Below are 22,198 nucleotides of genomic sequence, written 5' to 3' on the forward strand. Positions count from 1 at the left end.
CCTGACGGAGCAGAAGGGAGCGGCCGTGTCCTCGCGCGTCCTGGGGGTGGCCGTCGGTCTGGCGCTGCTGCTCTCCGCCTGCTCCTCCGCCCCGCCCACGGCGGCCGGACCGTCCCCGGCGCCCGCCACTCCGACCCCGTCGCCCTCGGTGGAGAGCCCGACGCCCACCGCCACGCCCAGCCCGCCGGCCAGCCCGAGCCCGGAGGCGACGGCGAGCCCGACCCCGGCGGCGACAGCGCCGGCGCAGAGCGCCGAGCAGCTCGCCGGGCGGCGCGTCATCTACTCCTACCCCGGCCTGACCCCGCCCGAGTCGCTGCTGCGCGCGATCCGCGCCGGCCAGGCCGCCGGGGTGGTGTTCTTCGGCGAGAACGTCTCCGGCCCGGCTCAGCTCACAGCGGTCGTCGACCAGCTCCGGGCGGCCCAGCGGCAGAGCCCGGTGAAGGAGCCTCTGCTGCTGATGACGGACCAGGAGGGCGGCAAGATCAAGCGGCTGCCCGGCGCACCGGTGCCCTCGGCCAAGCAGATCGGCCACTCGCCCGACCCGACCGCCGCGGCGAGCACCGCGGGCACCGGCGCCGGCAAGAACCTCACCGGCCTCGGGCTGAACGTCAACCTGGCCCCGGTCCTCGACGTGTACGACAAGCCGGGCAACTTCATCGACGCCACCCAGCGCTCGTACAGCAGCAACCCGAGGACCGTCGCCAACCTCGGCACGGCCTTCATCAAGGCCCAGCAGAAGGCCGGGGTGGCGGCCACCGCCAAGCACTTCCCCGGGCTCGGCTCGGCACCCGCCGGGCAGAACACCGACCTCGGCCCGGTCACCCTGCCGCTGTCCCTGACCATGCTGCGCACCGTGGACGAGGTGCCGTACCCGCCCGCGATCGCCGCCGGGGTGCGGATGATCATGCTCTCCTGGGCGATCTATCCGGCGCTGGACCCGAAGAACCCGGCCGGGCTGTCGCCCACCGTCGTCCAGCAGGAGCTGCGCGGGCGGCTCGGGTACCAGGGCGTCACCATCACCGACGCGATCGAGGCCGGTGCGCTGAACGCCTACGGCAACGCCGGCCAGCGCTCGGTGCTGGCCGCCGCCGCGGGCATGGACCTGCTGCTCTGTTCCGCCCGCGACACCGCCCAGGGCGACCAGGCGGTCACGGCCCTCGCCGCGGCGCTGGACGCCGGGACCCTCGACCGGCCCGGATTCACCGCGGCCGCCGACCGGGTCACCGCCCTGCGCGCCGGTCTGCACTGAGGCGCCGGCCGCCTGAGGCGCCGGCTGCTCGAGGTGGCGGGTGGGCGGCGGCGCGGCCCACCCGCCCGGTGGGTCAGTGCAGGGTGCCCGCGTAGCGGCGGGTGAACCGGGTGCCGTTGCCGCCCGTCACGATGACGTCGTAACGCCCCTGGTCGAGCGGCCAGCTGAGGGTGGTGCGGCTGCCCGGGGCGACCCAGACGGTCTGTGCCGTGCCGGCGAAGTCGTTCGGGGTGGCGGTGAAGAAGGTCTCCGTCCCACCGTCGTTGACCAGTTGGAGGGTGAGCGAGGAGCTGCCCGGGGCGGCCGTCACCGTGGGGACGGGGGTGTCGTCCTGGCCGGTGCGGGTGATGGTGCCGGCGAAGCGGCGCACGAAGCCGTCGGGGCCGTGGACGGTGAAGTCGTAGCGGCCGTCGGTGGTGGCGGCGTCCCAGGTGTAGGTCTGGGCGGTGCCCGCGGCGACGGTGAACGGCGTACCCGCGAAGGCGAAGACGATGTTCGGGTACACGGTGTAAGGGAACGCCACCGTACCGGAGTTGGTCATGGTGCAGGTGACGGTGCCGGTGCTCCGGTCCACCGCCACGTCCGCCCAGGGTCGGTAGGGGAGTTTGCGGTGGGGGCGGGTGCCGGGTTCTTGGGGTGGGAGGGCTTGGGTGCCGGTGGTGGGGAGTTTGACGGCGGGGAGGTTGGTGTTGGCGTCGGCTTTGGCCATGAGGGCGTTGGTGTCGGGGAGGGTGGGGATGGTGTAGTCGGGTTTGGTGAAGTCGAAGCAGCTGGTGAGGTCGCCGCAGGTGGTGCGGCGCCAGGTGCTGATGTTGGGTTCTTGGACTCCGGTGACGATTTCGAGGAATCGCAGGACGGAGGTGTGGTCGAAGACTTGGGAGTTGGTCCAGCCGCCGCGGGACCAGGGGGAGGCGACCCAGAGGGGGACGCGGTTGCCGAGGCCGATGGGGCGGCCTTGGGTGAATTCTTCGGGGGTGCCGGGTTCGGGGGTGGGGGGGATCATGTGGTCGAAGTAGCCGTCGTTCTCGTCGTACATGACGAGGAAGACGGTGTGTTGCCAGATGTCGGGGTTGGACATGAGGGATTGGAGGGCGGTGTTGACCCAGTGGGCGCCGTAGGCGGGGCCGGCGTTGGGGTGTTCGGAGAAGAGGTAGGGGGCGACGAGCCAGGAGACGGTGGGGAGGGTGCCGTCCTTGCAGTGTCGGTCGAAGGTGGTGGGGTCGAATGTGGTCATGGCGTTGATGTAGCGGGGGTCGGTGGTGGGGTAGTTGTGGAATTGTTTGAAGTAGGAGAGGGCGTTGTCGTCGTAGTCGCCGGTGCGGTCGTCCTTGCTGGGGTTGTGGTAGACGCGCCAGGTGATGCCGGCGTTGTGGAGGCGTTCGGCGTAGGTGGTCCAGTCGGCGACGGGGTTGTCGGTGACGGGGGTGTTGTCGATCCAGGGGCCGGTGGTGCCGTCGCGGCCGGGGCCGCTGGTGCCGGTCCAGAGGTAGAGGCGGTTGGGGTCGGTGGGTCCGGCGAGTGAGCAGAAGTAGGCGTCGCAGAGGGTGAAGGCGTCGGCGAGGGCGTATTGGTAGGGGATGTCTTCGCGGTTGAAGTAGCCCATGGTGCGTTCGCCTTTGGCGGCGATCCATTTGTTCATGGCGCTGTTGTTGATGGCTTGGTGGCCGGTGGCCCAGTCGTGGGCGAGGCCGCCGGCGTTCTGGGCGTTGTATTTGGTGGTGTCCATGCGGTAGGGGAGCATGGCGGCGCCGTCGGTGCGGCTCGGGTCGGGTTGGCGGAAGACGTCGGTGCCGTCGGGGAATTGCAGGGCTTGTTTGTCGGCGAATCCGCGGACGCCGGCCAGGGTGCCGAAGTAGTGGTCGAAGGAGCGGTTCTCCTGCATGAGGATCACCACGTGCTTCACATCGGCCACGGTGCCCGAGGCGGCGGTGCCGGGGGTGCCGGCGGGAGCGGCGGAGGCGGCGGCGGACGGCAGGCCGACGACGGCGGCGGCGCCGGCCGCCGCGGTGGCGCCGACGAAGGTGCGGCGGGAGAGATCGGACATCGGGGAGGCCTCTCGGTGGGGGAGGTTCAGAGGGTGAAGGTGGCGACGGCGGCGGCGGTGTCCGAGGGCCAGCCGTTGGCGGCGGTGTTGGGGTCGGCCTGCGGCCAGCCGGTGGCCAGGGTGTGGGCCTCGACGAGGGTGATCGGGCCGCCGAACTGCACCTGGTCGATCCGGTCCTGCGGCTCGGGCTTGCTGCCCCGCACCTTGCGGGTCGGCGACCAGGTGTTGCCGGGCGCGGCGGCCGGATCCGGGTGGGCCAGGCGGAAGGCGTCGGTCAGCCCGGCGTTCTGCAGGGCCACCGTCACCGGCCAGCTGACCGGGCCGACCCCGCTGTGCGCGGCGGCGGTGGCGGCCGTCCAGTCCAGGTGGGAGGGCGAGGCCAGACCCGCGGCCAGCACGAGGCCGGTGCCGGTGTCCAGGTCGGCCCGGACGGCGGTCGCCAGCGCCTTGGCCTGCTGGAGCCGGACGGAGGCGTTCTCGGCCGCCTCGACCTGGGCGGCGGTCGAGCCGTCCTGGGCGGCGTACGGGCCGTAGCCGGTCTCGCTCAGGTGCGCGGCCCACAGCCGGACCCGGCGGCCGCCGGGCAGTTGGAGGGTGGCCGCGGCGGCGGGCAGCGAGGCGCTGACCGGCGTGACGGCGGTCAGCGGGTAGCGGCTGAGGATGCCCACGCTGCCCGCGCTCTGGTAGGCGTACCAGCCGAGCGCGTCGGCCAGTGCCTGGGCGCCGGTGCCGGCGGTCTCCTGCAGCGCGAGCGCGTCCAGCCCCTGGGTGAGCACCACCCGCAGCTGCTTCTCCAGCGCGTCGGTGATGTGGATGCCGGCGTCCCAGAGGTTCCAGGCCGCGACCTTGAGGCGCAGCGGAGCGGTCGGGGCGATGACCGGCACCTGGACGACCACGGTGTCGGTGGCGCCCGCGCTGTCCTTGACGCCCACGGTGACCAGGGCCGGGTGGGCGAGCGGGGCGGCGGGGGCGGTGCCGGTGACCGTCCCGTCCGCGGCGACCGAGAGCCAGGAGTCGCCGCCGATCCGGCGGAAGGTGGGGCTGCCGGCCGGGTTGCCCGCCGGGCGGATCCAGAGCCGGCCGAGCTTCACGCTCACCGCCGCACCGGGGGTCACCGGGGTGGCGGCGAGCACGTCGACCACCGCGTGCGGGCGGGCGACGGCGGGCTTCGGCCGGAAGGTGAACGGCGCGCTCCGGGCCAGGATGCCGTAGCCGTCCTTGGCGAGCAGGTAGGCGGTGTACGGGCCGCCGGTCAGCGCCGAGGTGTCCAGCTGGACGTCGCCCGAGGTGCCCGGGGTGTACTTCCACAGCAGCGAGGAGCCGGTGCCCGGCTGCCTGCTCCCGTCGTAGATGCCGACCCAGTTCTTGGCGTCGGGCGCGTCGGTGGTCCAGTGGAAGGTGAGTTTGTCGCCCTCGGTGGGACTTCCGGTGGAGCTGAGGGCGAGCGTGCTGCCTGTGGCCACGGGGTTCCTTCAGGGTCAAGTTGGTCGTACAACTGGAGGACCATTGACCCTAAGGGCCGCGTACGGGGCGTGAACAGGGCATGACCGGCCGTCGTGGAGATCGGTAACTCCCTTGCAGGGCAAGCCGGGTGGCGCCGCCCGGGGCGATTGTCGGAGCCGGCTGCCAAGCTGGTGCGATGACCGATCCGAACCCCGCCGCCATCGCCGACTACTGGGACGCCGCCGCGCCGACGTTCGACGAGGAGCCCGATCACGGCCTGCGGGCCGAGCCGACCAGGGCCGCCTGGGCCCGGCTGCTGGCGGCCTGGGCACCGGCCGCGCCGGCGGACGTGCTCGACGTCGGCTGCGGGACAGGCTCGCTCTCGCTGCTGCTGGCCGGATCCGGCCACCGGGTGACCGGGGTGGACCTGGCGCCGCGGATGGTGGAGCGGGCGCGCGGCAAGCTGGCGGCGGCCGGTCTGGCGGGGCGCTTCCTGGTCGGCGACGCGGCCGCGCCGCCGACCGGGGAGGAGCGGTTCGACCTGGTCCTGTGCCGGCACCTGGTGTGGACCTTGCCCGATCCCCGTCTCGCCCTGCGGGCCTGGGTCGACCGGCTCCGACCGGGGGGTCGGCTGGTGCTGGTCGAGGGGCGCTGGCGGGAGTCGGGGCAGGCCGGCGTCCCGTACGTGGCCGGGGCGGAGGCGCTGCCGTGGCAGGGCGGTGTACGGGCGGAGGAACTGGCCGGGGCCGTCCGGCCGTTGGTCCGGGAGGTGCGGATCGAGCCGTTGAGCGGGCTGGCGGAGCTGTGGGGCGGTCCGGTCCCGGACGAGCGGTACGCCCTGCTGGCCCGCCGCTGATCTCAGGCCGGGACGAGCCGGGGCACCAGGCGGACGTACGCGACCATGCCGAGCACCTCGACCAGGGTCTGGGCGACCACCGCGGCGGCGGCCGCCGAGAGGCCCGGGGGCAGGGCGAGGGCGAGCGGCAGGACCACCAGCGAGTTGCGGGTGGCGCCGGTGAAGACGATGGCGCGGGCCGCGGGGGCGCCGAGGCGGAGCAGCCGGGCCACCGCGCGGCCGGCGAAGGCCATCACCACCAGGAACAGCAGATAGACCGGGATCACGGCGCCGATCCGGGAGAGGCTGTCGCCGAGCCGGGGTAGCTGCGAGGCGACCACGACCAGCAAGGTGGCGGCCATCAGCGGGACCATCGCGGCGCCGGCCACGGCGGCGGCGCGGCGGCCCGCGGCGCGGCGGGCGGCCCAGGCCTGGGTGGCCCAGGCGAGCGCGAGCGGGGTGACGATCAGGAAGGCGAAGGCCCGCAGGAACGGGCCGACCGCCACCACCTCGCCGAGCCCGCCGCCCAGGAACAGCAGCAGGTAGACCGGCAGCAGCAGCATCTGGACGATCAGCAGCACCGGGGTCGCGGCCAGCAGCCGGCGGCTGTCGCCGCCCGCCAGGCCGCTGAAGACGATCACATAGTCGACGCAGGGGCAGAGCAGCACCAGCAGCACCCCGAGCCGCACCGCCCGGTCGTCCGGCAGGAAGGGGAACATCGCGGCCACCACCAGCGGCACGACGGCGAAGTTCACCACCAGCGCCGCCGACAGGAAGCGGCCGCCGCGCAGCGAGCGGAGCAGCGCCGCGGCGGGCACCTGGAGGAAGGTCACGTACAGCAGGGCGCCGAGCACCGGGTTGACCGCCCGCTCCAGCCCCGGCCCGGCGGCCGGGAAGGCCGTGCCCAGCACCGCGCCGAGGGCCATCGCGGCCAGGTAGACGGCGACCTGGTGGTGCTCCATCCGCTCGACCGGGCCGCTGGTCATCGCGCCGGATCCTGCGCCCGGGTGCCGCCCATCGCCGTGCCTCCGTCGTCCGTCCGATCTGCGGCGATCATACGGCGCAAGGGCGCGGGGCCCCGCCGGCGGCCGGCCGGCGGGGCCCCGGTGCGGGGTGGCCCGGGTCAGTGCACCGTGCCCGCGTAGCGGCGGGCGAAGCGGGTGCCGGTGGCAGCGGTCACCGTCACGTCGTAGCGGCCGTTGTCGAGCGGCCAGTTGACGGTGGCCTGCTTGTTCGCGGCCACCCACACGGTCTGTGCCGTGCCGGCGAAGTCGTTCGGGCTGATGGTGAACGACACCTCCGTGCCGCCGTCGTTGTGCAGGTGCAGCGCGACCTTGTTGCGGTTGACGATCGCCTCGACCGTGGGGACGGGGGTGTCGTCCTGGCCGGTGCGGGTGATGGTGCCGGCGAAGCGGCGCACGAAGCCGTCCGGGCCGTGGACGGTGAAGTCGTAGCGGCCGTCGGTGGTGGCGGCGTCCCAGGTGTAGGTCTTGCTGGCGGCCGGGGCGACGGTGAACGGGGTGCCGGCGAACGGGAAGGCGATGTTCGGGTAGACCGTGTACGGGAAACCCGCGGTGCCCGTGTTGGTCATGGTGCAGGTGACCACGCCGCTGGTGCGGTCGACGGTGATCTCGGCGCCGGGGCCGTAGGGGAGTTTGCGGTGGGGGCGGGTGCCGGGTTCTTGGGGTGGGAGGGCTTGGGTGCCGGTGGTGGGGAGTTTGACGGCGGGGAGGTTGGTGTTGGCGTCGGCTTTGGCCATGAGGGCGTTGGTGTCGGGGAGGGTGGGGATGGTGTAGTCGGGTTTGGTGAAGTCGAAGCAGCTGGTGAGGTCGCCGCAGGTGGTGCGGCGCCAGGTGCTGATGTTGGGTTCTTGGACTCCGGTGACGATTTCGAGGAATCGCAGGACGGAGGTGTGGTCGAAGACTTGGGAGTTGGTCCAGCCGCCGCGGGACCAGGGGGAGGCGACCCAGAGGGGGACGCGGTTGCCGAGGCCGATGGGGCGGCCTTGGGTGAATTCTTCGGGGGTGCCGGGTTCGGGGGTGGGGGGGATCATGTGGTCGAAGTAGCCGTCGTTCTCGTCGTACATGACGAGGAAGACGGTGTGTTGCCAGATGTCGGGGTTGGACATGAGGGATTGGAGGGCGGTGTTGACCCAGTGGGCGCCGTAGGCGGGGCCGGCGTTGGGGTGTTCGGAGAAGAGGTAGGGGGCGACGAGCCAGGAGACGGTGGGGAGGGTGCCGTCCTTGCAGTGTCGGTCGAAGGTGGTGGGGTCGAATGTGGTCATGGCGTTGATGTAGCGGGGGTCGGTGGTGGGGTAGTTGTGGAATTGTTTGAAGTAGGAGAGGGCGTTGTCGTCGTAGTCGCCGGTGCGGTCGTCCTTGCTGGGGTTGTGGTAGACGCGCCAGGTGATGCCGGCGTTGTGGAGGCGTTCGGCGTAGGTGGTCCAGTCGGCGACGGGGTTGTCGGTGACGGGGGTGTTGTCGATCCAGGGGCCGGTGGTGCCGTCGCGGCCGGGGCCGCTGGTGCCGGTCCAGAGGTAGAGGCGGTTGGGGTCGGTGGGTCCGGCGAGTGAGCAGAAGTAGGCGTCGCAGAGGGTGAAGGCGTCGGCGAGGGCGTATTGGTAGGGGATGTCTTCGCGGTTGAAGTAGCCCATGGTGCGTTCGCCTTTGGCGGCGATCCATTTGTTCATGGCGCTGTTGTTGATGGCTTGGTGGCCGGTGGCCCAGTCGTGGGCGAGGCCGCCGGCGTTCTGGGCGTTGTATTTGGTGGTGTCCATGCGGTAGGGGAGCATGGCGGCGCCGTCGGTGCGGCTCGGGTCGGGTTGGCGGAAGACGTCGGTGCCGTCGGGGAATTGCAGGGCTTGTTTGTCGGCGAATCCGCGGACGCCGGCCAGGGTGCCGAAGTAGTGGTCGAAGGAGCGGTTCTCCTGCATGAGGATCACCACGTGCTTCACATCGGCCACGGTGCCGGACCTGGGCTTGGTCTTGGCCTCGGCCTCGGGGGCGCCGGACAGGCCGACCACGGTGGCCGCACCCGCGGCGGCGGTGGCCGAGACGAAGGTACGTCGGCTGAGCTGGGGAGTCATCGGTCGGCCTCTCAGATCGTGAAGGTGGCGACGGCGGCGGCGGTGTCCGAGGGCCAGCCGTTGGCGGCCGCGCCAGGCTCCGGCTGCGGCCAGCCGGTGGCCAGGGTGTGGGCCTCGACGAGGGTGAGCTTCCCGGCGAAGTGCACCTGGTCGATCCGGTCCTGCGGCTCGGGCTTGCCGCCGCGCAGGGTGCGGGTGACGGACCAGGTGTTGCCGGGCGCGGCGGCCGGATCCGGGTGGGCCAGGCGGAAGGCGTCGGTCAGCCCGGCGTTCTGCAGGGCCACCGTGACCGGCCAGTTGAGCGCGATCACGCCGCTGTGCGCGGCCGCGGTGGCGGGCGTCCAGTCCAGGTGGGAGGGCGAGGCCAGACCCGCGGCGAGGACGACGGGCTTGCGGGCGGCGAGGTCGGCCTTGACCAGCGCGGCCAGGGCGAGGGCCTGCCTGCCGCGGGCGGAGGCACTCTCGCTCGCCACGGTGGCCCCGGCGGTGCGGCCGTCCTGAACGGCGTACGGGCCGTAGTCGGCCTCGTCCAGGTGGGCCGCCCAGAAGCGCAGGCTGCGGTTGCCCGGCAGCTGCACGGTGGCGCCGGCGGCGGGCAGGTCGGCGGTGGCCGCGGTGATCTCGGTCAGCGGGTAGCGGCTGAGGATGCCCACGCTGGCGGCGCTCTGGTAGGCGTACCAGCCGAGCGCGTCGGCGAGCGCCTGGGCGCCGGTGCCGGCGGTCTCCTGCAGGGCGACCAGGTCCAGCCCCTGGGTGAGCACCACCCGCAGCTGCTTCTCCAGCGCGTCCTCGACGTCGGCGCCGGCCTTCCAGAGGTTCAGGGTGGCGGTCTTCAGCTGCGGCTTGCGGGCGTTGACCGGCACCTGCACGGTGATGGTGTCGGTGGCGCCCGCCGGGTCCTTGACCCCGACGGTCAGCACGGCCGGCCGGGCCAGGGCCGCGTTCGGGGCGGTGCCGGTCACGGTGCCGTCGGCGGCGACGGACAGCCAGGAGTCACCGCTGATCTTGCGGAACACCGGGGCGCCGGTGCCGCGCATCCACAGGCCGCCGAGCTTGATCCGGAAGGCGGCGGACGGCGCCACGGTGGTGGCGGTCAGCGCGTCCACCGCGCTGTGCGGGCGGGGGGCGATCGGCCGCGGCTTGAAGCTGAACGGCGCGCTCTGCGCCAGGATGCCGTAGCCGTCCTTGGCGAGCAGGTACGCGGTGTACGGGCCGCCGGTCAGCGCCGAGGTGTCCAGCTGGACGTCGCCCGAGGCGGCGGGGGTGTACTTCCACAGCAGCGAGGAGCCGGTGCCCGGCTGGCGGCTGCCGTCGTAGATGCCGACCCAGTTCTTGGCGTCGGGTGCGTCGGTGGTCCAGTGGAAGGTGAGCCGGTCGCCTTCGGTGGGGCCGGAGGGTGTGGAGAGGACGAGGGAGGATCCTGTCGCCACGGGGGTCCTGTCCGCCGCACCGGGGTCGCGCGGCTGAGTCGAGTTGGCTGTACAACTGGGCCAATTCAGTCGGGACCTGGCGGACTGCGGATGAACGGGACGTGACGCCCCGTCGGGCGTCCCCGGAACTAACGGCCGGTAACAAGCGGCCGGGCGGGGCGCCCCGAAGGGCACCCCGCCCGGAGGACGGTCAGTGGCCGCCGCGCAGATTGAGGACGACCACGCCGACGACGATCAGGGCGATGCCCGCCCACTGGGCCCGGCCCAGGACCTCGCCGAACGCGAGCACGCCGATGGCGGCGACCGCGGCGGTGCCGGCGCCGGACCAGACCGCGTACGCGATCGAGACCGGGATGTGCTTCAGCGCCCGGCCGAGCAGCAGGAACGACAAGGCGTAGCCGACGCCCACGCCCAGGCTCGGCCACAGCCGGCTGAAGCCCTCGGTGAGCTTCAGGCAGCTGGTGGCGCAGACCTCGCTGGCGATCGCCAGCGCGAGCAGCAGGTACGGCATCAGGCGACGGTGGCGGTCAGCCGTCCGAGCAGGGCCAGGTCGGCCTGCTCGAGGCTCTCCAGCAGGGTCACCCGCTCGGCGGCCGGGATCGGGACGGTGGAGGGCACCGCGAGCACCGCGCAGCCGGCCGCCTGCGCGGAGGCGACGCCGGTCGGGGTGTCCTCGACGGCCACGCAGGCCGCCGGGTCCAGGCCGAGCCGCTCGGCGGCGGCCAGGTACGGCGCCGGGTCGGGCTTGGTGCGCTCGGTGTCCTCGGCGGCCAGGGTCACGGTGAACCACTGGCGGCCGATGCTGCTCAGCACCAGCTCGACCACCCGGCGCGGGGAGGCGGAGACCAGGGCGGTGGGCACCTCGGCGTCCCGCAGCGCGGCCAGCAGCGCGAGCGCGCCGGGCCGCGGCACCACCTCGGCGGCGACCTTGCCGCTGAAGGACTCGTTGAGCAGCTCGACCAGCTCCTGCTCGGCCCGCGCGGTGCCACTGGCACGGTGCAGGTGGGCGGCGGTGTGCTCGACGGCGCGGCCGAGCACCTCCGGCAGGTCCCGGTCGGTCAGGACGAGGTCGAGTTCGGCGGCGAGCTCGGCGGCGCACTGCCACCAGAGGTGCTCGGTGTCGACCAGGGTGCCGTCCATGTCGAACAGGACGGCGGCGGGGCTGGGGGTCGGGCGGGCAGGCATGGCGGTACCTTCGGTGGAGATCGGAGGAGTCAGGACGCGCGGCGGTCGACGAGTACCGGGCGGTCCGGCAGGGCGATGTCGGCGGTCGAGCCTATCGGCAGGCCGGCGGCGAGCTCGGTGGCGAGGTCGGCCTTGACCGCGGTCCCGTCGGCCAGCCGGACGGTGAGCCGGGTGACCGCGCCCAGGAAGGACGCGCCGACCACCTGGGCGCGGCCGTGCGCGGCCGGCACCAGGGTGACGTTCTCCGGTCGCACCAGGACGTCCAGCTGCCCGTCGGCGGGCACGGCGCCGTCCACCTGGTGGCGGCGGCCGAGCACCTCGACGCCGTCGAGCGCCCGGACGGCCGGGATCCGGCTCATGGTGCCGACGAACTCCGCGACGAAGGCGGTGGTCGGGCGCGCGTACAGCTCGGACGGGGTGGCGCACTGCTCCAGGCGGCCCGAGCGCAGCACGGCGACCCGGTCGGCCATCGACAGCGCCTCCTCCTGGTCGTGGGTCACGAACAGGGTGGTGATGCCGAGCTCCTGCTGCAGCCGGCGGATCTCCTCGCGGAGGTTGAGCCGGACCTTGGCGTCCAGCGCGGACAGCGGCTCGTCCAGCAGCAGCACCCGGGGCCGCAGGGCCAGCGCACGGGCCAGCGCGATCCGCTGCTGCTGGCCGCCGGACATCTGGTGCGGGTAGCGGTCGGCGTGCTGCGGCAGGCCGACCAGCTCCAGCAGCTCCTTGGCGCGCTTGCGCCGCTCGGCCTTGCCGGTGCCGCGCATCCGCAGGCCGAAGGCGACGTTGTCGGCCGCGGTGAGGTGCGGGAAGAGGCTGTACGACTGGAAGACCATGCCCGCGTCGCGGCGGTGCGCCGGGATCCGGGTGATGTCCTCGCCGTCGACCAGGACCTGGCCGGAGTCGTGCTGCTCGAAGCCGGCCAGGATCCGCAGTGCGGTGGTCTTGCCGCAGCCGGACGGGCCGAGCAGCGCCAGCAACTCGCCGGGGTGGACCGTGAGGTCCAGCCCGTCCAGCGCGGTGGTCGCGCCGAACGAGCGGCGCAGCGAACGGAATTCGACGGTCGCGCTGTCGGGTGCGAGCGGCACGCCGGCAACGGGGGCGGTAACCGTGGTCATGGGGGTTTCTCCGCTGGTGGTTCAGGAGTGGGCAGGCTTGTGGCGGCGCTCGCGGCCGGCCGCGGCCAGCAGGAGCAGCAGCACCCAGGTGATCAGCAGGCTGAGCACCGAGACCGCGACGGACATCTGGCCCTGGCTGTTGCCGACGGCGTAGATCCAGACCGGGAAGGGCTGGTAGCCGAGGATCGAGGCGGCGGTGAACTCTCCGAGCACCAGCGCCAGGGTCAGGAAGGAGGCGTTGAGCAGCGCGCCGCGCAGGTTGGGCAGGATCACCGTGAAGACCGAGCGGGGCCAGCTGGCGCCGCAGTTGCGGGCGGCCTCGACCAGGGTGCGGACGTCCACCGAGCGCAGCCCGGCGTCCAGGGCGCGGTACGCCAGCGGCAGGGCCATCAGCACGTACGCGAGCACCAGCACGATCGGGAACTCGGGCTGCTGGACGAACACGAAGGTCTGGAAGAACGGCGTGTCCATCAGGTAGTCCGGGCCCCAGCGCAGCACGCCGATCATGCCGGCGGTGAGCGCCACCGGCGGCACCACCAGCGGCAGGGTGCAGAGCACCTCCAGGATCGTGCGCAGCCGGGGCGAGCCCAGCCGGGCGGCGATCATCGCCGGCACCAGCAGCAGCAGGAGCAGCACCACGGTGGCCAGCGCCAGCTTCAGGGTCAGCCAGAGGCTGTCGGTGAAGCCCTCGGCGCCGAGCAGGCCGGTGTAGGCCTGGAAGCCGATGCCGTTGTTGTCGCTGATGGAGAACCAGATCGAGGCACCCATCGGGATCAGGAAGTACAGCGCGGCCACCAGCAGCACGAGGCCGCGGCCGAGCCGCGGTCGGCGCATCGGGGAGCGGGAGGTCAGCTGAGCCATCGGGCGCTCCGGCGCTGGAGGGGCAGGTAGATCGCCATCACCACGACGGCGACGATGATCATGTCGAGGCTGAGGGCGAGCGCGAGGTTGCCCTGGCCGACCAGCACGTTGCCGGACAGCGCGTCGGCGATCTGGCGGCTGATCAGGGGCACGGTCGCGCCGACCATGGCGGCGGCGGTCGCGTACGCCGCGAAGGCGCTGCCGAACAGCAGGACGAAGCCGCCCAGCAGCGAGGGCAGCAGGATCGGCAGCGCGACGAAGCGCCAGTACTGCAGCCCGGTGGCCCGGTTGTTCTGGGCCGCCTCCCGCCACTGCAGCCGCAGGCCGTCCAGCGCGGGGGTGATGGTGAGGACCATCAGCGGGATCAGGAAGTACAGGTAGGCGACGCTCAGGCCGCTGAAGCTGTACAGCGTCCAGCCGTGGTCCGTCAGGTGGAACAGCTTGGTCAGCTCGCCGGCGTTGCCCAGGGTCGCCACGAAGGCGAAGGCGAGCGGCAGGCCGCCGAAGTTGGCGAGCACGCCGGAGGCGGTCAGCACCGCCTCGCGCAGCATCCGGAACCGGGAGGTGACCACCGCCTGGGCGATCGGCAGGCCCACCAGGGTGCCGATCAGGGCGGTGAGGGCGGAGAGCTTGAGGCTGCTCAGCAGGGCGGTCCAGTACGCGCCGGAGACCGAGTCGGTCAGGTTGGCGGTGGTGAAGCTGCCGGCGCCGGTCTCGGCGTCGCTGGAGACCGTGAAGGCGCCGATCACGATGGCGACGGCCGGGAGGCCGAAGGCGATCACGAAGAAGGCGAACAGCGGGAGCGTGGCCATCCAGGAACCGCCGCGCGGGGCGCGGCGCTTGGCGTGGGAGCGGGCGGGGGCGGGGGATGCGGTGCCGGACACCCCGGGGCCGCCACTGAACTCGTCAGTGGCGGCCGGGGTCGGCACCGGGGTGGGAGCCGTGGTCATGTCTGTGATCAGCCCGCGATCGCCTTGGCCCAGTTCTCGGTCACGACCTTCTTCGCGGCCGTGATCTGGTCCTGGGTCGGGAACGTGGTGAAGGGCTTCTCGACGGCCGGCAGCTTGGCGGCGGCCGCGGTGTCGAGGGTGCCGTCCTTCTTCAGCGCGTCGAACAGCGACGGGGTGGCGTAGCCGCCCAGGAAGAGGTTCTGGCCCTCGGCGCTGAAGAGGTACTCCTGCCACAGGCGGGCGGCCGCCGGGTGCGGGGCCATCTTGTTGATGGCCTGGTTGTAGTACTGGGCGTAGGAGCCGTCGGCGGGGACGGCGACCTGCCAGTCGATGCCCTTGCCCTTGAACTCGTCGGTGTAGCCCGCGTTCAGGTAGGACCAGTCGATCGAGATCGGGGTCTCGCCCTTCTCGACGGTGGCCGGGGTGGACTCGACCGGCACGAAGTTGCCGCTCTGCTTCAGCTTCGCGAAGAAGTCGATGCCGGGCTGGATGTTGTCCAGCGAACCGCCGTTGGCCAGGGCCGCGGCGTAGACGCCGCCGAAGGCCGAGCCGGACTTGGTCGGGTTGCCGTTCAGCGCGACCTTGCCCTTGTACTCGGGCTTGAGCAGGTCGGCGAAGGTCTTCGGGCAGACCGGGATCGCCTTGGCGTCGCAGCCGATCGAGATGTAGCCGCCGTAGTCGTTGACCGTGAGGCCGGTGGCCTCCTTCATGGTGGCCGGGACCTTGTCGAAGTTGGCCACCTTGTAGGGGGCGAGCAGGCCGTCCTTGGCCGCGGACACCGCGAAGGCGCTGCCCAGGTCGACCACGTCGGGGGCGCGGTCCTGGCCCTTGCGCGACGTGATCGCGTTGATCTCGTCCTGGCTGGAGCCGTCCGGGTTCTCGTCCTCGATCTCGATGCCGTACTTGGCCTTGAACGAGTCCATGATCTTGCCGTAGTTCGCCCAGTCCTTGGGCAGCGTGATGACGTGCAGCTTGCCCTCCTTCTTGGCGGCGGCGACCAGGGCGTCCATGCCGCCGAGGTCCGCGGCCGAGGTGGCGTCCTTGGCCTCCTTCTTCGCGCCGGCGGCGGTGTCACCGGACTTGGCGGAGGTCCCCGCCGAGCCGCAGGCGGTCAGGGAGAGGGCGGCGGCGGTCAGCACGGCCGCGAGGGCGGCGGCACGAGGGCGGTACACGGTCACGGGTGGTTCTCCTGAATGAGGTGAACAGGCGGGGAGAGTTCGCGAAGGTGGGGTCAGCTGACGCTGAGCCAAGTTGGCTGGCCAACTTGTGCTGACGGGGGTAAGTACGCCCCAGTCCGGTGACGGGAAGGTGAACGGACGCCCCAGAACAGGGGGCGGCTGCTGGAACGGTCGAATCCCGTCCGTCCACGGAGATCCGCAGCGGCTACAGTCGGTGGCGTCCCGCGCGACACCACTGCCCGGGCCGCCGCCCCAGGAGGGACCTTGACTGACGTGGCACTGGACCAGGACCGCGCCGCCGGCTCGCTGTACCGCAAGGTGGCCGCCGACCTGCGCGAAGCGATCACCTCCGGCAGCTTCGGAGAGGCCGGCCGGCTGCCGGCCGAAGGCGCGCTGGCCGAGCAGTACGGGGTCTCCCGGGGCACCGTCCGGCAGGCCCTGGCGATGCTCAGGGCCGACGGCCTGGTCACCTCGCGTCGCGGCACCCGCCGGGTGGTGCTCGGCACCGCGCGGGTGCAGAGCTTCTCGGAGCTGCTCAGCTTCACCCACTGGGCCCGCTCCATGGGGGAGGAGCCCGGCGGCCGGCTGGAGTCGCTGATCCGCCGCCCGGCCGACGCCGCCGAGCGCGAGCACCTGCGGCTGGAGCCGGGCACCGAGGTGTACGTGACGCTCCGGCTGCGCACCCTGTCCGGCACCCCGGTGATGGTCGAGCGCACCGTGTACCCGCCCCGGGTCGGCGAGTTGGTGGCCGAACTGCCCGCCGACGTGGTCTCGCACACCGAGCCGCTGCGGGAGCACGGCATCCTGTTCACCGACGCCGACCACACCATCGACGTGGTCGCCGCCAACGCCGACGACGCCCGGCTGCTGGGCTGCCGCCGCGGCAGCCCGCTGCTGCGCGAGCGCCGCCGCACCACCGACCCGACCGGCACCCCGGTGGAGTGGTCCCAGGACCGCTACCTGCCCGGCACGGTGGCCTTCAGCGTGCACAACTCGCTGGCGGCCTCGGCACTCTCCCGCCACGCCCGGGAGAGCGACTGACCCGGCGGGTGTCTGCGTGCACGATCGGGCGGGCGCGGCCGGCCGGTGTTCCGGTGCGGTGGCGTTAGGCTGACGGTCAGTCTGATGATCTGCCTTTAGGGGATGCCGCCATGACGTCACGTCAGGATGAGTCCGACCAGCACGCGAGCGAGCAGGGCGAGTGGGCGCGCCTGGGTGTCGACACCGGCGCACCCCACTCGGCCCGGGTGTACGACTACTGGCTGGGCGGGAAGACCAACTTCGCCCCCGACCGGGCGATGGGGCAGGCCTTCGAGGAGGCCATCCCGAGCATCCGGGCGATGGCCAAGGAGAACCGGGCCTTCCAGGGCCGCGCCGTGCGCTACCTGGCCCAGGAGCTCGGCATCCGCCAGTTCCTCGACCTCGGCACCGGCATCCCGACCTCGCCCAACACCCACGACATCGCCGAGGCCGTCAGCCCCGGCACCCGCGTGGTGTACGTCGACAACGACCCGATCGTGCTGGCCCACGCCCGGGCGCTGATGGTGAGCACCGAGGGCAGCCGCACCACCTACATCCACGCCGACCTGCGCAAGCCGGCCGAGCTGCTGGCCGACCCGGAGCTGACCTCCACGCTCGACCTCGACCGGCCGGTCGGCCTGCTGCTGATCGCCGTGCTGATGCTGGTCGCCGACGAGGACGACCCCTGGGGCAAGGTGGCCGAGCTGCGCGACGCGCTCCCGTCCGGCAGCTGCATCGCGCTCACCCACCCCACCCAGGACTTCGACCCGGCGACCGTGGCCACGGTGGCCGAGGCCGCCACCCGGGGCGGGATGACGCTGGTGCCGCGCACCCGCGAGGAGGTCACCCGGTTCTTCGACGGCTGGGAGCTGCTGGAGCCCGGCGTCTCCCCGGTGATGGCCTGGCGCCCGGACGGCGAGCCGCCGGCCGATCCGACCGCCGCCTACTACTGGGGCGCGGTCGCCCGCAAGAAGTAGCCGCCGGGCTTCCCCCGTCGCGGGTCAGCGCATCAACTCGGCCAGCAGTGGCCGGAAGTGGGCGAACGGCGGGGTGTCGGCGTCGGCCTCCTTCGCCTGCTCGTCCCAGCGGCGGACCGCCACCGCGTCCAGCGCCCCGGGGCCGGCCGCGAACCGGGCCGCCTCCGGCTCGTCCATCGGGCCGCCCTGGACCTGCAGGGTGTACTCGGAGGCCTCCGACAGCCGCTCGCGGTACCCGGGCTCCACCGCGCACAGGTAGCGCTTGGCCGCCACGTGCAGCCGGACCGGCTCGGTGACCTCCGGGCCGAACCACCGGGCCAGCCACTCGGCGCCGGTGTGGCTGTGCCGGTTGTCCCGGCCCTGCATCAGCTCCAGACCCGAGCCGTTGAAGTGGCCCACGTCGTGCAGCAGTGCGGCCGCGACCAGGTGCGGCGGCGCCCCGGCGGCCTCGGCCAGCCTGCCTGCCTGCAGCATGTGCTGGGCCATGGTGACCGCCTCGCCCAGGTACTCGGCGGCGCCCTCACCCTCGAACAGCTGCTCGAGGGTGTCCAGGGCCTCGGTGTGCCGGTGCAGCACGGCGAGGGTGCTGGCCAGCGAGTCCAGGTCGGCGTAGCAGCCCTGGAGGTGGCGGTGGCCGTCCTGCTCGAAGGCCGTCCGGGCGTGCAGCAGCCGGGTGTTGTCGAAGACCAGGCAGTCGCCGGGGCCGAGCCGGAAGGTCAGCTGGAGCTCGGGCCGCAGGGTGATCGCGGCGAACCGGCGGTAGGCCGCGTAGAAGGCGTCCAGCTCGGCCGCGGGCAGCCGCAGGGTGCCGATCGAGCGGTTGTTGAAGCGCACCTCGCGGATCCGCCCGCGCGGGTCGGTCTCGATCAGCGGCCGCTCGGCGCGCAGCTCGGTCCGGCGGTCGCGGAAGACGAACGGGACCGGGGTGGCGGCGAGCCGGGCGAAGTCCTCCGGGTGCTCGGTGCGCAGCAGGTCGGCCGCGCGGAAGCCGTCCACCAGGCCGGAGTCGCCGCCGGTGGCGTCGTTGCGCAGGCAGTGCAGCAGCTGGAGGGTCGGCACCGGGTCCCGGTAGGGGTTGTCGGTGTGCGGGGCGATGGCGGCGCTGGTGAAGGCGAGGTTGTTGGGGTCCGGCTCGACCCGGACGTCGAACAGCGACCCGTAGTTGGTCTCCCGGACGTAGCCGAAGCTGCGGGCCACCTCCAGCACCTGCCCGTCCTGCTCCGGCACCCCGCGCAGCACCGCGAAGCCCAGGTGCCGCACCGCCCCCAGCACCGCCGCCCGCTCGGCCGGATCCGCCAGGTAGGCCGCCCAGTCCGCCTCCGGGATGCCGCGGTCGAACTCCGCCGCGGCCCAGAGCCGCTTGCCCTGCTCGGTCCGCCCGTCGCCCTCGCCCGGCGCGGCCAGCCAGCCGAGCGGGTACGAGGAGCGGTGGCCGTCCGACCACACCACGTGCAGCGCCCCGCCCACCTCGGCCTCCTGCATGGCGGCCAGGCCCTCGGGCAACTCGCCGATCTGGAACAGCTTCTGCCCGTTGCGCGGGTCACGGCACTCGGTGCACGGGCAGTTGTCGCGCAGCCAGTACGGGGACAGGGTCATCGTCTCTCGACTCCTCACGGTGCATCAGTTGTACAGACAACTTTTCTGCACCCCGACCCTGCCGAAGGACGGTGATCCCGACGGGTCCGGCAGATGTCCGGCAGGCGAACAGCAGCCGCTGGGGGCGGTAACGATCCGGCGCGAGGATTGCAGACGATTCTCCGCATGGCAGGCACCCGGCCCCGGAGCTGCGGTCGCCGGCGGAGCGGCCGCTCTCACCGCCGGGCGCCCGCGGGCTCGTCCGCCGTCAGGCCGAGACGGTCCGCCAGGCCGCCCGGGCGTCGGTCAGGGCCGGGGCCGGGTCCGTGTCGAGGGCGGTGGCCAGGGCCGACAGGGTGGCCAGGACGGTGTCCAGGGCGGCGGCCGGGCCGTGGTGGTTGACCCGGAGCAGGGTGGCCGCGAGGGGGCCGCCGCCGCTCTGGAGCGGGACGGACGGGTCCACCCGGAGGGCGGCGGTGGCGAGTTCGGCCGCGTGCAGGGTGGGCGGGGTGCGCAGGGTGGTGGCCACCGGGGCGGCGTCCCGGTCGCGCGGGACGTACGGGGCCAGCGGGGCGAGGGCCCGGGCACCGGCCCGGGTGGCGGCGGCCGCCGCGCGGTGGCGGGCGATGGTCGCGGCCAGGCCTTCGGCGTCGATCCGCTCCAGGCAGGCCTCCAGGGCCAGCATCTCCAACTGCGCCGGGGCGTGCGGGAGTACGGTGCGCCCGGCGTCCGTCCAGCGCTCCTTCCAGTCCAGCAGCGAGAGGTACGAGCGGCGCGGCGCGGCCGGGTTGGCGCAGATCCGCTGCCAGGCCCGCGGGCTGACCGAGACGGCCGAGACGCCGGCGGGGCCGCCCATCGCCTTCTGGCCGCCGATCACGCACAGGTCGATGCCCCACGCGTCGGTGAGCAGCGGCTCGGCGCCCACCGAGGCGACCGCGTCCAGCATCAGCAGGGCGCCGTGCCGGTGCACCTCGGCGGCGATGTCCGCCACCGGGTTGGTGTTGCCGGTGGCGGCCTCGGCGTGCACCAGCGAGACGAAGTCCGTCCCGGGGTGCGCGTGCAGGGCCTCGGCGACCTGCTCGGCGGTGACCGCGGTGTCGTACGGCACCGCGAGGTCGACCACCTTCGCGCCGCAGTCCCGCAGCCAGCCCCCGAAGGTCTGGCCGTACGGGCCGGTGACGATGTTCAGCGCGGTCGAGCCGGGATGCGCGGCGCCGCGGATCGCGGCCTCCAGCGGCAGCAGGGCCTCGCCCTGGGTCACGATCACGTCGCAGGAGGTGTGCAGCAGCGCGGCCACCCGGTCCTCGATCGCGGCGAACCGGGCCGCGCCCAGCGGCGGGAGGTCGAGGTACGGGCTCATGGCGACGGCCTTTCGGGTACGGACGGCTACCCGGGCCAGTCTGCCGCATCGCACCCTGCCGCCGGGCGGAGCCCTCTCGGTAGAGTGCGGCGCATGAGCGACGGTGCGGTGCTGCACATCAAGGGCCGGGTGCTGGTCGGGCCGCAGGAGGTCCGGGACGAGCTGTGGGTGCTCGACGGGCGGGTGACCTTCGACCGGCCCGCGCTCGCGGACGACGTCCGGACCGCCACCGGCTGGGTGCTGCCGGGCCTGGTGGACGCGCACTGCCACGTCGGCCTGGACGCGCACGGGGCGGTGGACGCCGCGACCAGCGAGAAGCAGGCGCTCACCGACCGGGACGCCGGCACCCTGCTGATCCGGGACGCGGGCTCGGCCGCCGACACCCGCTGGGTCGACGACCGCGAGGACCTGCCCCGGATCATCCGGGCCGGCCGGCACATCGCCCGCACCCGGCGCTACATCCGCAACTACGCGCACGAGATCGAGCCCGGCGACCTCGCCGCGTACGTCCGCCAGGAGGCCCGGCGCGGCGACGGCTGGGTGAAGCTGGTCGGCGACTGGATCGACCGGGACCGCGGCGACCTGGCGGCCTGCTGGCCCGGTGACGCGCTGAAGGAGGCGATCGCGGCGGCGCACGCCGAGGGCGCGCGGGTGACGGCGCACTGCTTCGCGGCCGAGTCGCTGCCGGACCTGCTGGCGGCCGGGATCGACTGCGTGGAGCACGCCACCGGCCTGACCGAGGAGTTGATCCCGCAGTTCGCCGAGCGGCAGGTCGCGATCGTGCCGACCCTGGTCAACATCGCCACCTTCCCCGGCCTCGCGGCCGGTGGCGAGAGCAAGTTCCCGGCCTGGTCGGCGCACATGCGGCGGCTGCACGAGCGCCGCTACCGGACGGTCGGCGCGGCCCGGGACGCGGGGATCCCGATCTTCGTCGGCACCGACGCCGGCGGCTCGCTCGCGCACGGCCTGGTCGCCGAGGAGGCGGCCGAGCTGGTGAAGGCCGGTCTCTCGGCCACCGAGGCGCTGGCGGCGGCCAGTTGGCAGGCCCGCGCATGGCTGGGCCGGGAGGGGCTGACCGAGGGCGCCCCGGCCGACCTGGTGGTGTACGCCGAGGACCCGCGGGCGGACATCCGGGTGCTGGCCGATCCCCGGCTGGTGGTGCTCCGCGGGCGGATCGTCGGCTGAGGTTGGGCCGATAGGGTGGCGGGCATGGCACCGCGTCCCCTCCACGAGATCGTCGAACCCGGCTGGGCCAAGGCCCTGGAGCCCGTCTCCGGGCAGGTGGCCGCCATGGGCGACTTCCTGCGCGCCGAGCTGGCGGCCGGCCGCACCTACCTGCCGTCCGGGCCGAACGTGCTGCGCGCGTTCCAGCAGCCCTTCGACCAGGTCCGGGTCCTGATCATGGGTCAGGACCCGTACCCGACACCGGGCCACGCGGTGGGCCTGAGCTTCTCGGTGGCGCCGCAGGTACGCCCGATCCCCGGCAGCCTGGTGAACATCTTCCAGGAGTACGGCCGCGACCTGGGCTTCCCGCCGCCCGCCAACGGCGACCTGACGCCGTGGACCGAGCAGGGCGTGCTGCTGCTCAACCGGGCGCTGACCACCGCGCCGGGCAAGCCGGCAGCGCACCGCGGCAAGGGCTGGGAGGAGGTCACCGAGCAGGCGATCCGGGCGCTGGTGGCGCGGGGCGGGCCGCTGGTGGCGATCCTCTGGGGGCGTGACGCCCGCAACCTGCGCCCCCTGCTGGGCCAGGTGCCGTCGGTGGAGTCCGCGCACCCCAGCCCGATGTCGGCCGACCGCGGCTTCTTCGGTTCCCGCCCGTTCAGCCGGGCCAACGACCTGCTGGCCCGGCAGGGCGCGCAGCCCGTGGACTGGCGCCTGCCGTAGCCCC

Annotated in this window: 19 protein-coding genes; 6 read left to right on the top strand and 13 right to left on the bottom strand. The window is 73.2% G+C overall.

Annotated features, from left to right (window positions below; translation table 11 throughout):
• The first annotated feature begins 25 nt into the window (after nucleotides 1-25).
• The gene (locus AB0K43_RS05570; protein ID WP_363636066.1) at nucleotides 26-1,249 is read left to right on the top strand and encodes a glycoside hydrolase family 3 N-terminal domain-containing protein; all 1,224 of its coding nucleotides are present in this window, start codon (nucleotides 26-28) and stop codon (nucleotides 1,247-1,249) included.
• A gap of 73 nt (nucleotides 1,250-1,322) precedes the next feature.
• Here AB0K43_RS05570 and AB0K43_RS05575 read toward each other — a convergent pair whose 3' ends face one another.
• Both AB0K43_RS05575 and AB0K43_RS05580 read right to left on the bottom strand, forming a co-directional pair.
• Nucleotides 1,323-3,293, bottom strand: coding sequence for a phosphocholine-specific phospholipase C (locus tag AB0K43_RS05575; RefSeq protein WP_363636068.1), 1,971 nt, complete (start codon nucleotides 3,291-3,293; stop codon nucleotides 1,323-1,325).
• A gap of 26 nt (nucleotides 3,294-3,319) precedes the next feature.
• Nucleotides 3,320-4,756, bottom strand: a complete 1,437-nt coding sequence (locus AB0K43_RS05580; protein WP_363636070.1) for a hypothetical protein — start codon at nucleotides 4,754-4,756, stop codon at nucleotides 3,320-3,322.
• A 176-nt stretch (nucleotides 4,757-4,932) separates the two neighbouring features.
• Between AB0K43_RS05580 and AB0K43_RS05585 the strand changes: the two genes are divergently transcribed.
• Nucleotides 4,933-5,592, top strand: a complete 660-nt coding sequence (locus AB0K43_RS05585; protein WP_363636072.1) for a class I SAM-dependent methyltransferase — start codon at nucleotides 4,933-4,935, stop codon at nucleotides 5,590-5,592.
• A 2-nt stretch (nucleotides 5,593-5,594) separates the two neighbouring features.
• Here the strand turns inward: AB0K43_RS05585 and AB0K43_RS05590 are convergent, their stop codons facing one another.
• The 9 genes from AB0K43_RS05590 to AB0K43_RS05630 form a co-directional block, all read right to left on the bottom strand.
• The gene (locus tag AB0K43_RS05590) at nucleotides 5,595-6,557 is read right to left on the bottom strand and encodes a bile acid:sodium symporter (protein ID WP_363636074.1); all 963 of its coding nucleotides are present in this window, start codon (nucleotides 6,555-6,557) and stop codon (nucleotides 5,595-5,597) included.
• A 137-nt stretch (nucleotides 6,558-6,694) separates the two neighbouring features.
• Nucleotides 6,695-8,656, bottom strand: coding sequence for a phosphocholine-specific phospholipase C (locus AB0K43_RS05595; RefSeq protein ID WP_363636075.1), 1,962 nt, complete (start codon nucleotides 8,654-8,656; stop codon nucleotides 6,695-6,697).
• An 11-nt stretch (nucleotides 8,657-8,667) separates the two neighbouring features.
• Nucleotides 8,668-10,086 carry an endonuclease/exonuclease/phosphatase family protein gene (locus AB0K43_RS05600; protein ID WP_363636077.1) on the bottom strand — a complete coding sequence of 473 codons (1,419 nt, stop codon included), beginning with the start codon at nucleotides 10,084-10,086 and terminating at the stop codon, nucleotides 8,668-8,670.
• 190 nt (nucleotides 10,087-10,276) lie between these two features.
• Nucleotides 10,277-10,597, bottom strand: coding sequence for a multidrug efflux SMR transporter (locus AB0K43_RS05605; protein ID WP_363636079.1), 321 nt, complete (start codon nucleotides 10,595-10,597; stop codon nucleotides 10,277-10,279).
• Nucleotides 10,597-11,271 (bottom strand): HAD family phosphatase, encoded by a 675-nt coding sequence (locus tag AB0K43_RS05610; protein WP_363636081.1) that lies wholly within the window; start codon nucleotides 11,269-11,271, stop codon nucleotides 10,597-10,599. Before AB0K43_RS05610 ends, AB0K43_RS05605 begins: the two co-directional genes overlap by 1 nt.
• Nucleotides 11,272-11,300: 29 nt before the next feature.
• On the bottom strand, nucleotides 11,301-12,386 hold the full coding sequence (locus AB0K43_RS05615) for an ABC transporter ATP-binding protein (protein ID WP_363636083.1): 1,086 nt from the start codon (nucleotides 12,384-12,386) through the stop codon (nucleotides 11,301-11,303).
• A gap of 21 nt (nucleotides 12,387-12,407) precedes the next feature.
• The gene (locus AB0K43_RS05620) at nucleotides 12,408-13,220 is read right to left on the bottom strand and encodes an ABC transporter permease subunit (RefSeq protein ID WP_363636288.1); all 813 of its coding nucleotides are present in this window, start codon (nucleotides 13,218-13,220) and stop codon (nucleotides 12,408-12,410) included.
• 14 nt (nucleotides 13,221-13,234) lie between these two features.
• Entirely contained in the window at nucleotides 13,235-14,059 is an 825-nt protein-coding gene (locus AB0K43_RS05625; RefSeq protein ID WP_363636290.1) for an ABC transporter permease, read from the bottom strand.
• Nucleotides 14,060-14,205: 146 nt separating this feature from the next.
• On the bottom strand, nucleotides 14,206-15,375 hold the full coding sequence (locus AB0K43_RS05630; protein WP_363636085.1) for an ABC transporter substrate-binding protein: 1,170 nt from the start codon (nucleotides 15,373-15,375) through the stop codon (nucleotides 14,206-14,208).
• Between the two features lie 273 nt (nucleotides 15,376-15,648).
• Between AB0K43_RS05630 and AB0K43_RS05635 the strand changes: the two genes are divergently transcribed.
• Nucleotides 15,649-16,416: a GntR family transcriptional regulator gene (locus tag AB0K43_RS05635; protein ID WP_363636292.1), complete on the top strand. Its 768-nt coding sequence runs from the start codon at nucleotides 15,649-15,651 to the stop codon at nucleotides 16,414-16,416.
• Between the two features lie 110 nt (nucleotides 16,417-16,526).
• Nucleotides 16,527-17,372: an SAM-dependent methyltransferase gene (locus tag AB0K43_RS05640; RefSeq protein ID WP_363636087.1), complete on the top strand. Its 846-nt coding sequence runs from the start codon at nucleotides 16,527-16,529 to the stop codon at nucleotides 17,370-17,372.
• 24 nt (nucleotides 17,373-17,396) lie between these two features.
• On the opposite strand, the gene AB0K43_RS05645 is transcribed toward AB0K43_RS05640, so the two are convergent.
• Together AB0K43_RS05645 and AB0K43_RS05650 are read right to left on the bottom strand one after the other, a co-directional pair.
• Entirely contained in the window at nucleotides 17,397-18,968 is a 1,572-nt protein-coding gene (locus AB0K43_RS05645; protein ID WP_363636089.1) for a TauD/TfdA family dioxygenase, read from the bottom strand.
• Nucleotides 18,969-19,215: 247 nt separating this feature from the next.
• Nucleotides 19,216-20,307: an aminotransferase class V-fold PLP-dependent enzyme gene (locus AB0K43_RS05650; protein ID WP_363636091.1), complete on the bottom strand. Its 1,092-nt coding sequence runs from the start codon at nucleotides 20,305-20,307 to the stop codon at nucleotides 19,216-19,218.
• A 93-nt stretch (nucleotides 20,308-20,400) separates the two neighbouring features.
• Here AB0K43_RS05650 and AB0K43_RS05655 point away from each other — a divergent pair, with 93 nt between their 5' ends.
• Nucleotides 20,401-21,492, top strand: a complete 1,092-nt coding sequence (locus tag AB0K43_RS05655) for an amidohydrolase family protein (protein ID WP_363636092.1) — start codon at nucleotides 20,401-20,403, stop codon at nucleotides 21,490-21,492.
• A 24-nt stretch (nucleotides 21,493-21,516) separates the two neighbouring features.
• The gene (locus AB0K43_RS05660) at nucleotides 21,517-22,194 is read left to right on the top strand and encodes a uracil-DNA glycosylase (RefSeq protein WP_363636094.1); all 678 of its coding nucleotides are present in this window, start codon (nucleotides 21,517-21,519) and stop codon (nucleotides 22,192-22,194) included.
• Nucleotides 22,195-22,198: the final 4 nt, after the last annotated feature.

The sequence above is a fragment of the Kitasatospora sp. NPDC049258 genome (assembly GCF_040678895.1).
In the GTDB taxonomy this organism is placed as follows: domain Bacteria; phylum Actinomycetota; class Actinomycetes; order Streptomycetales; family Streptomycetaceae; genus Kitasatospora.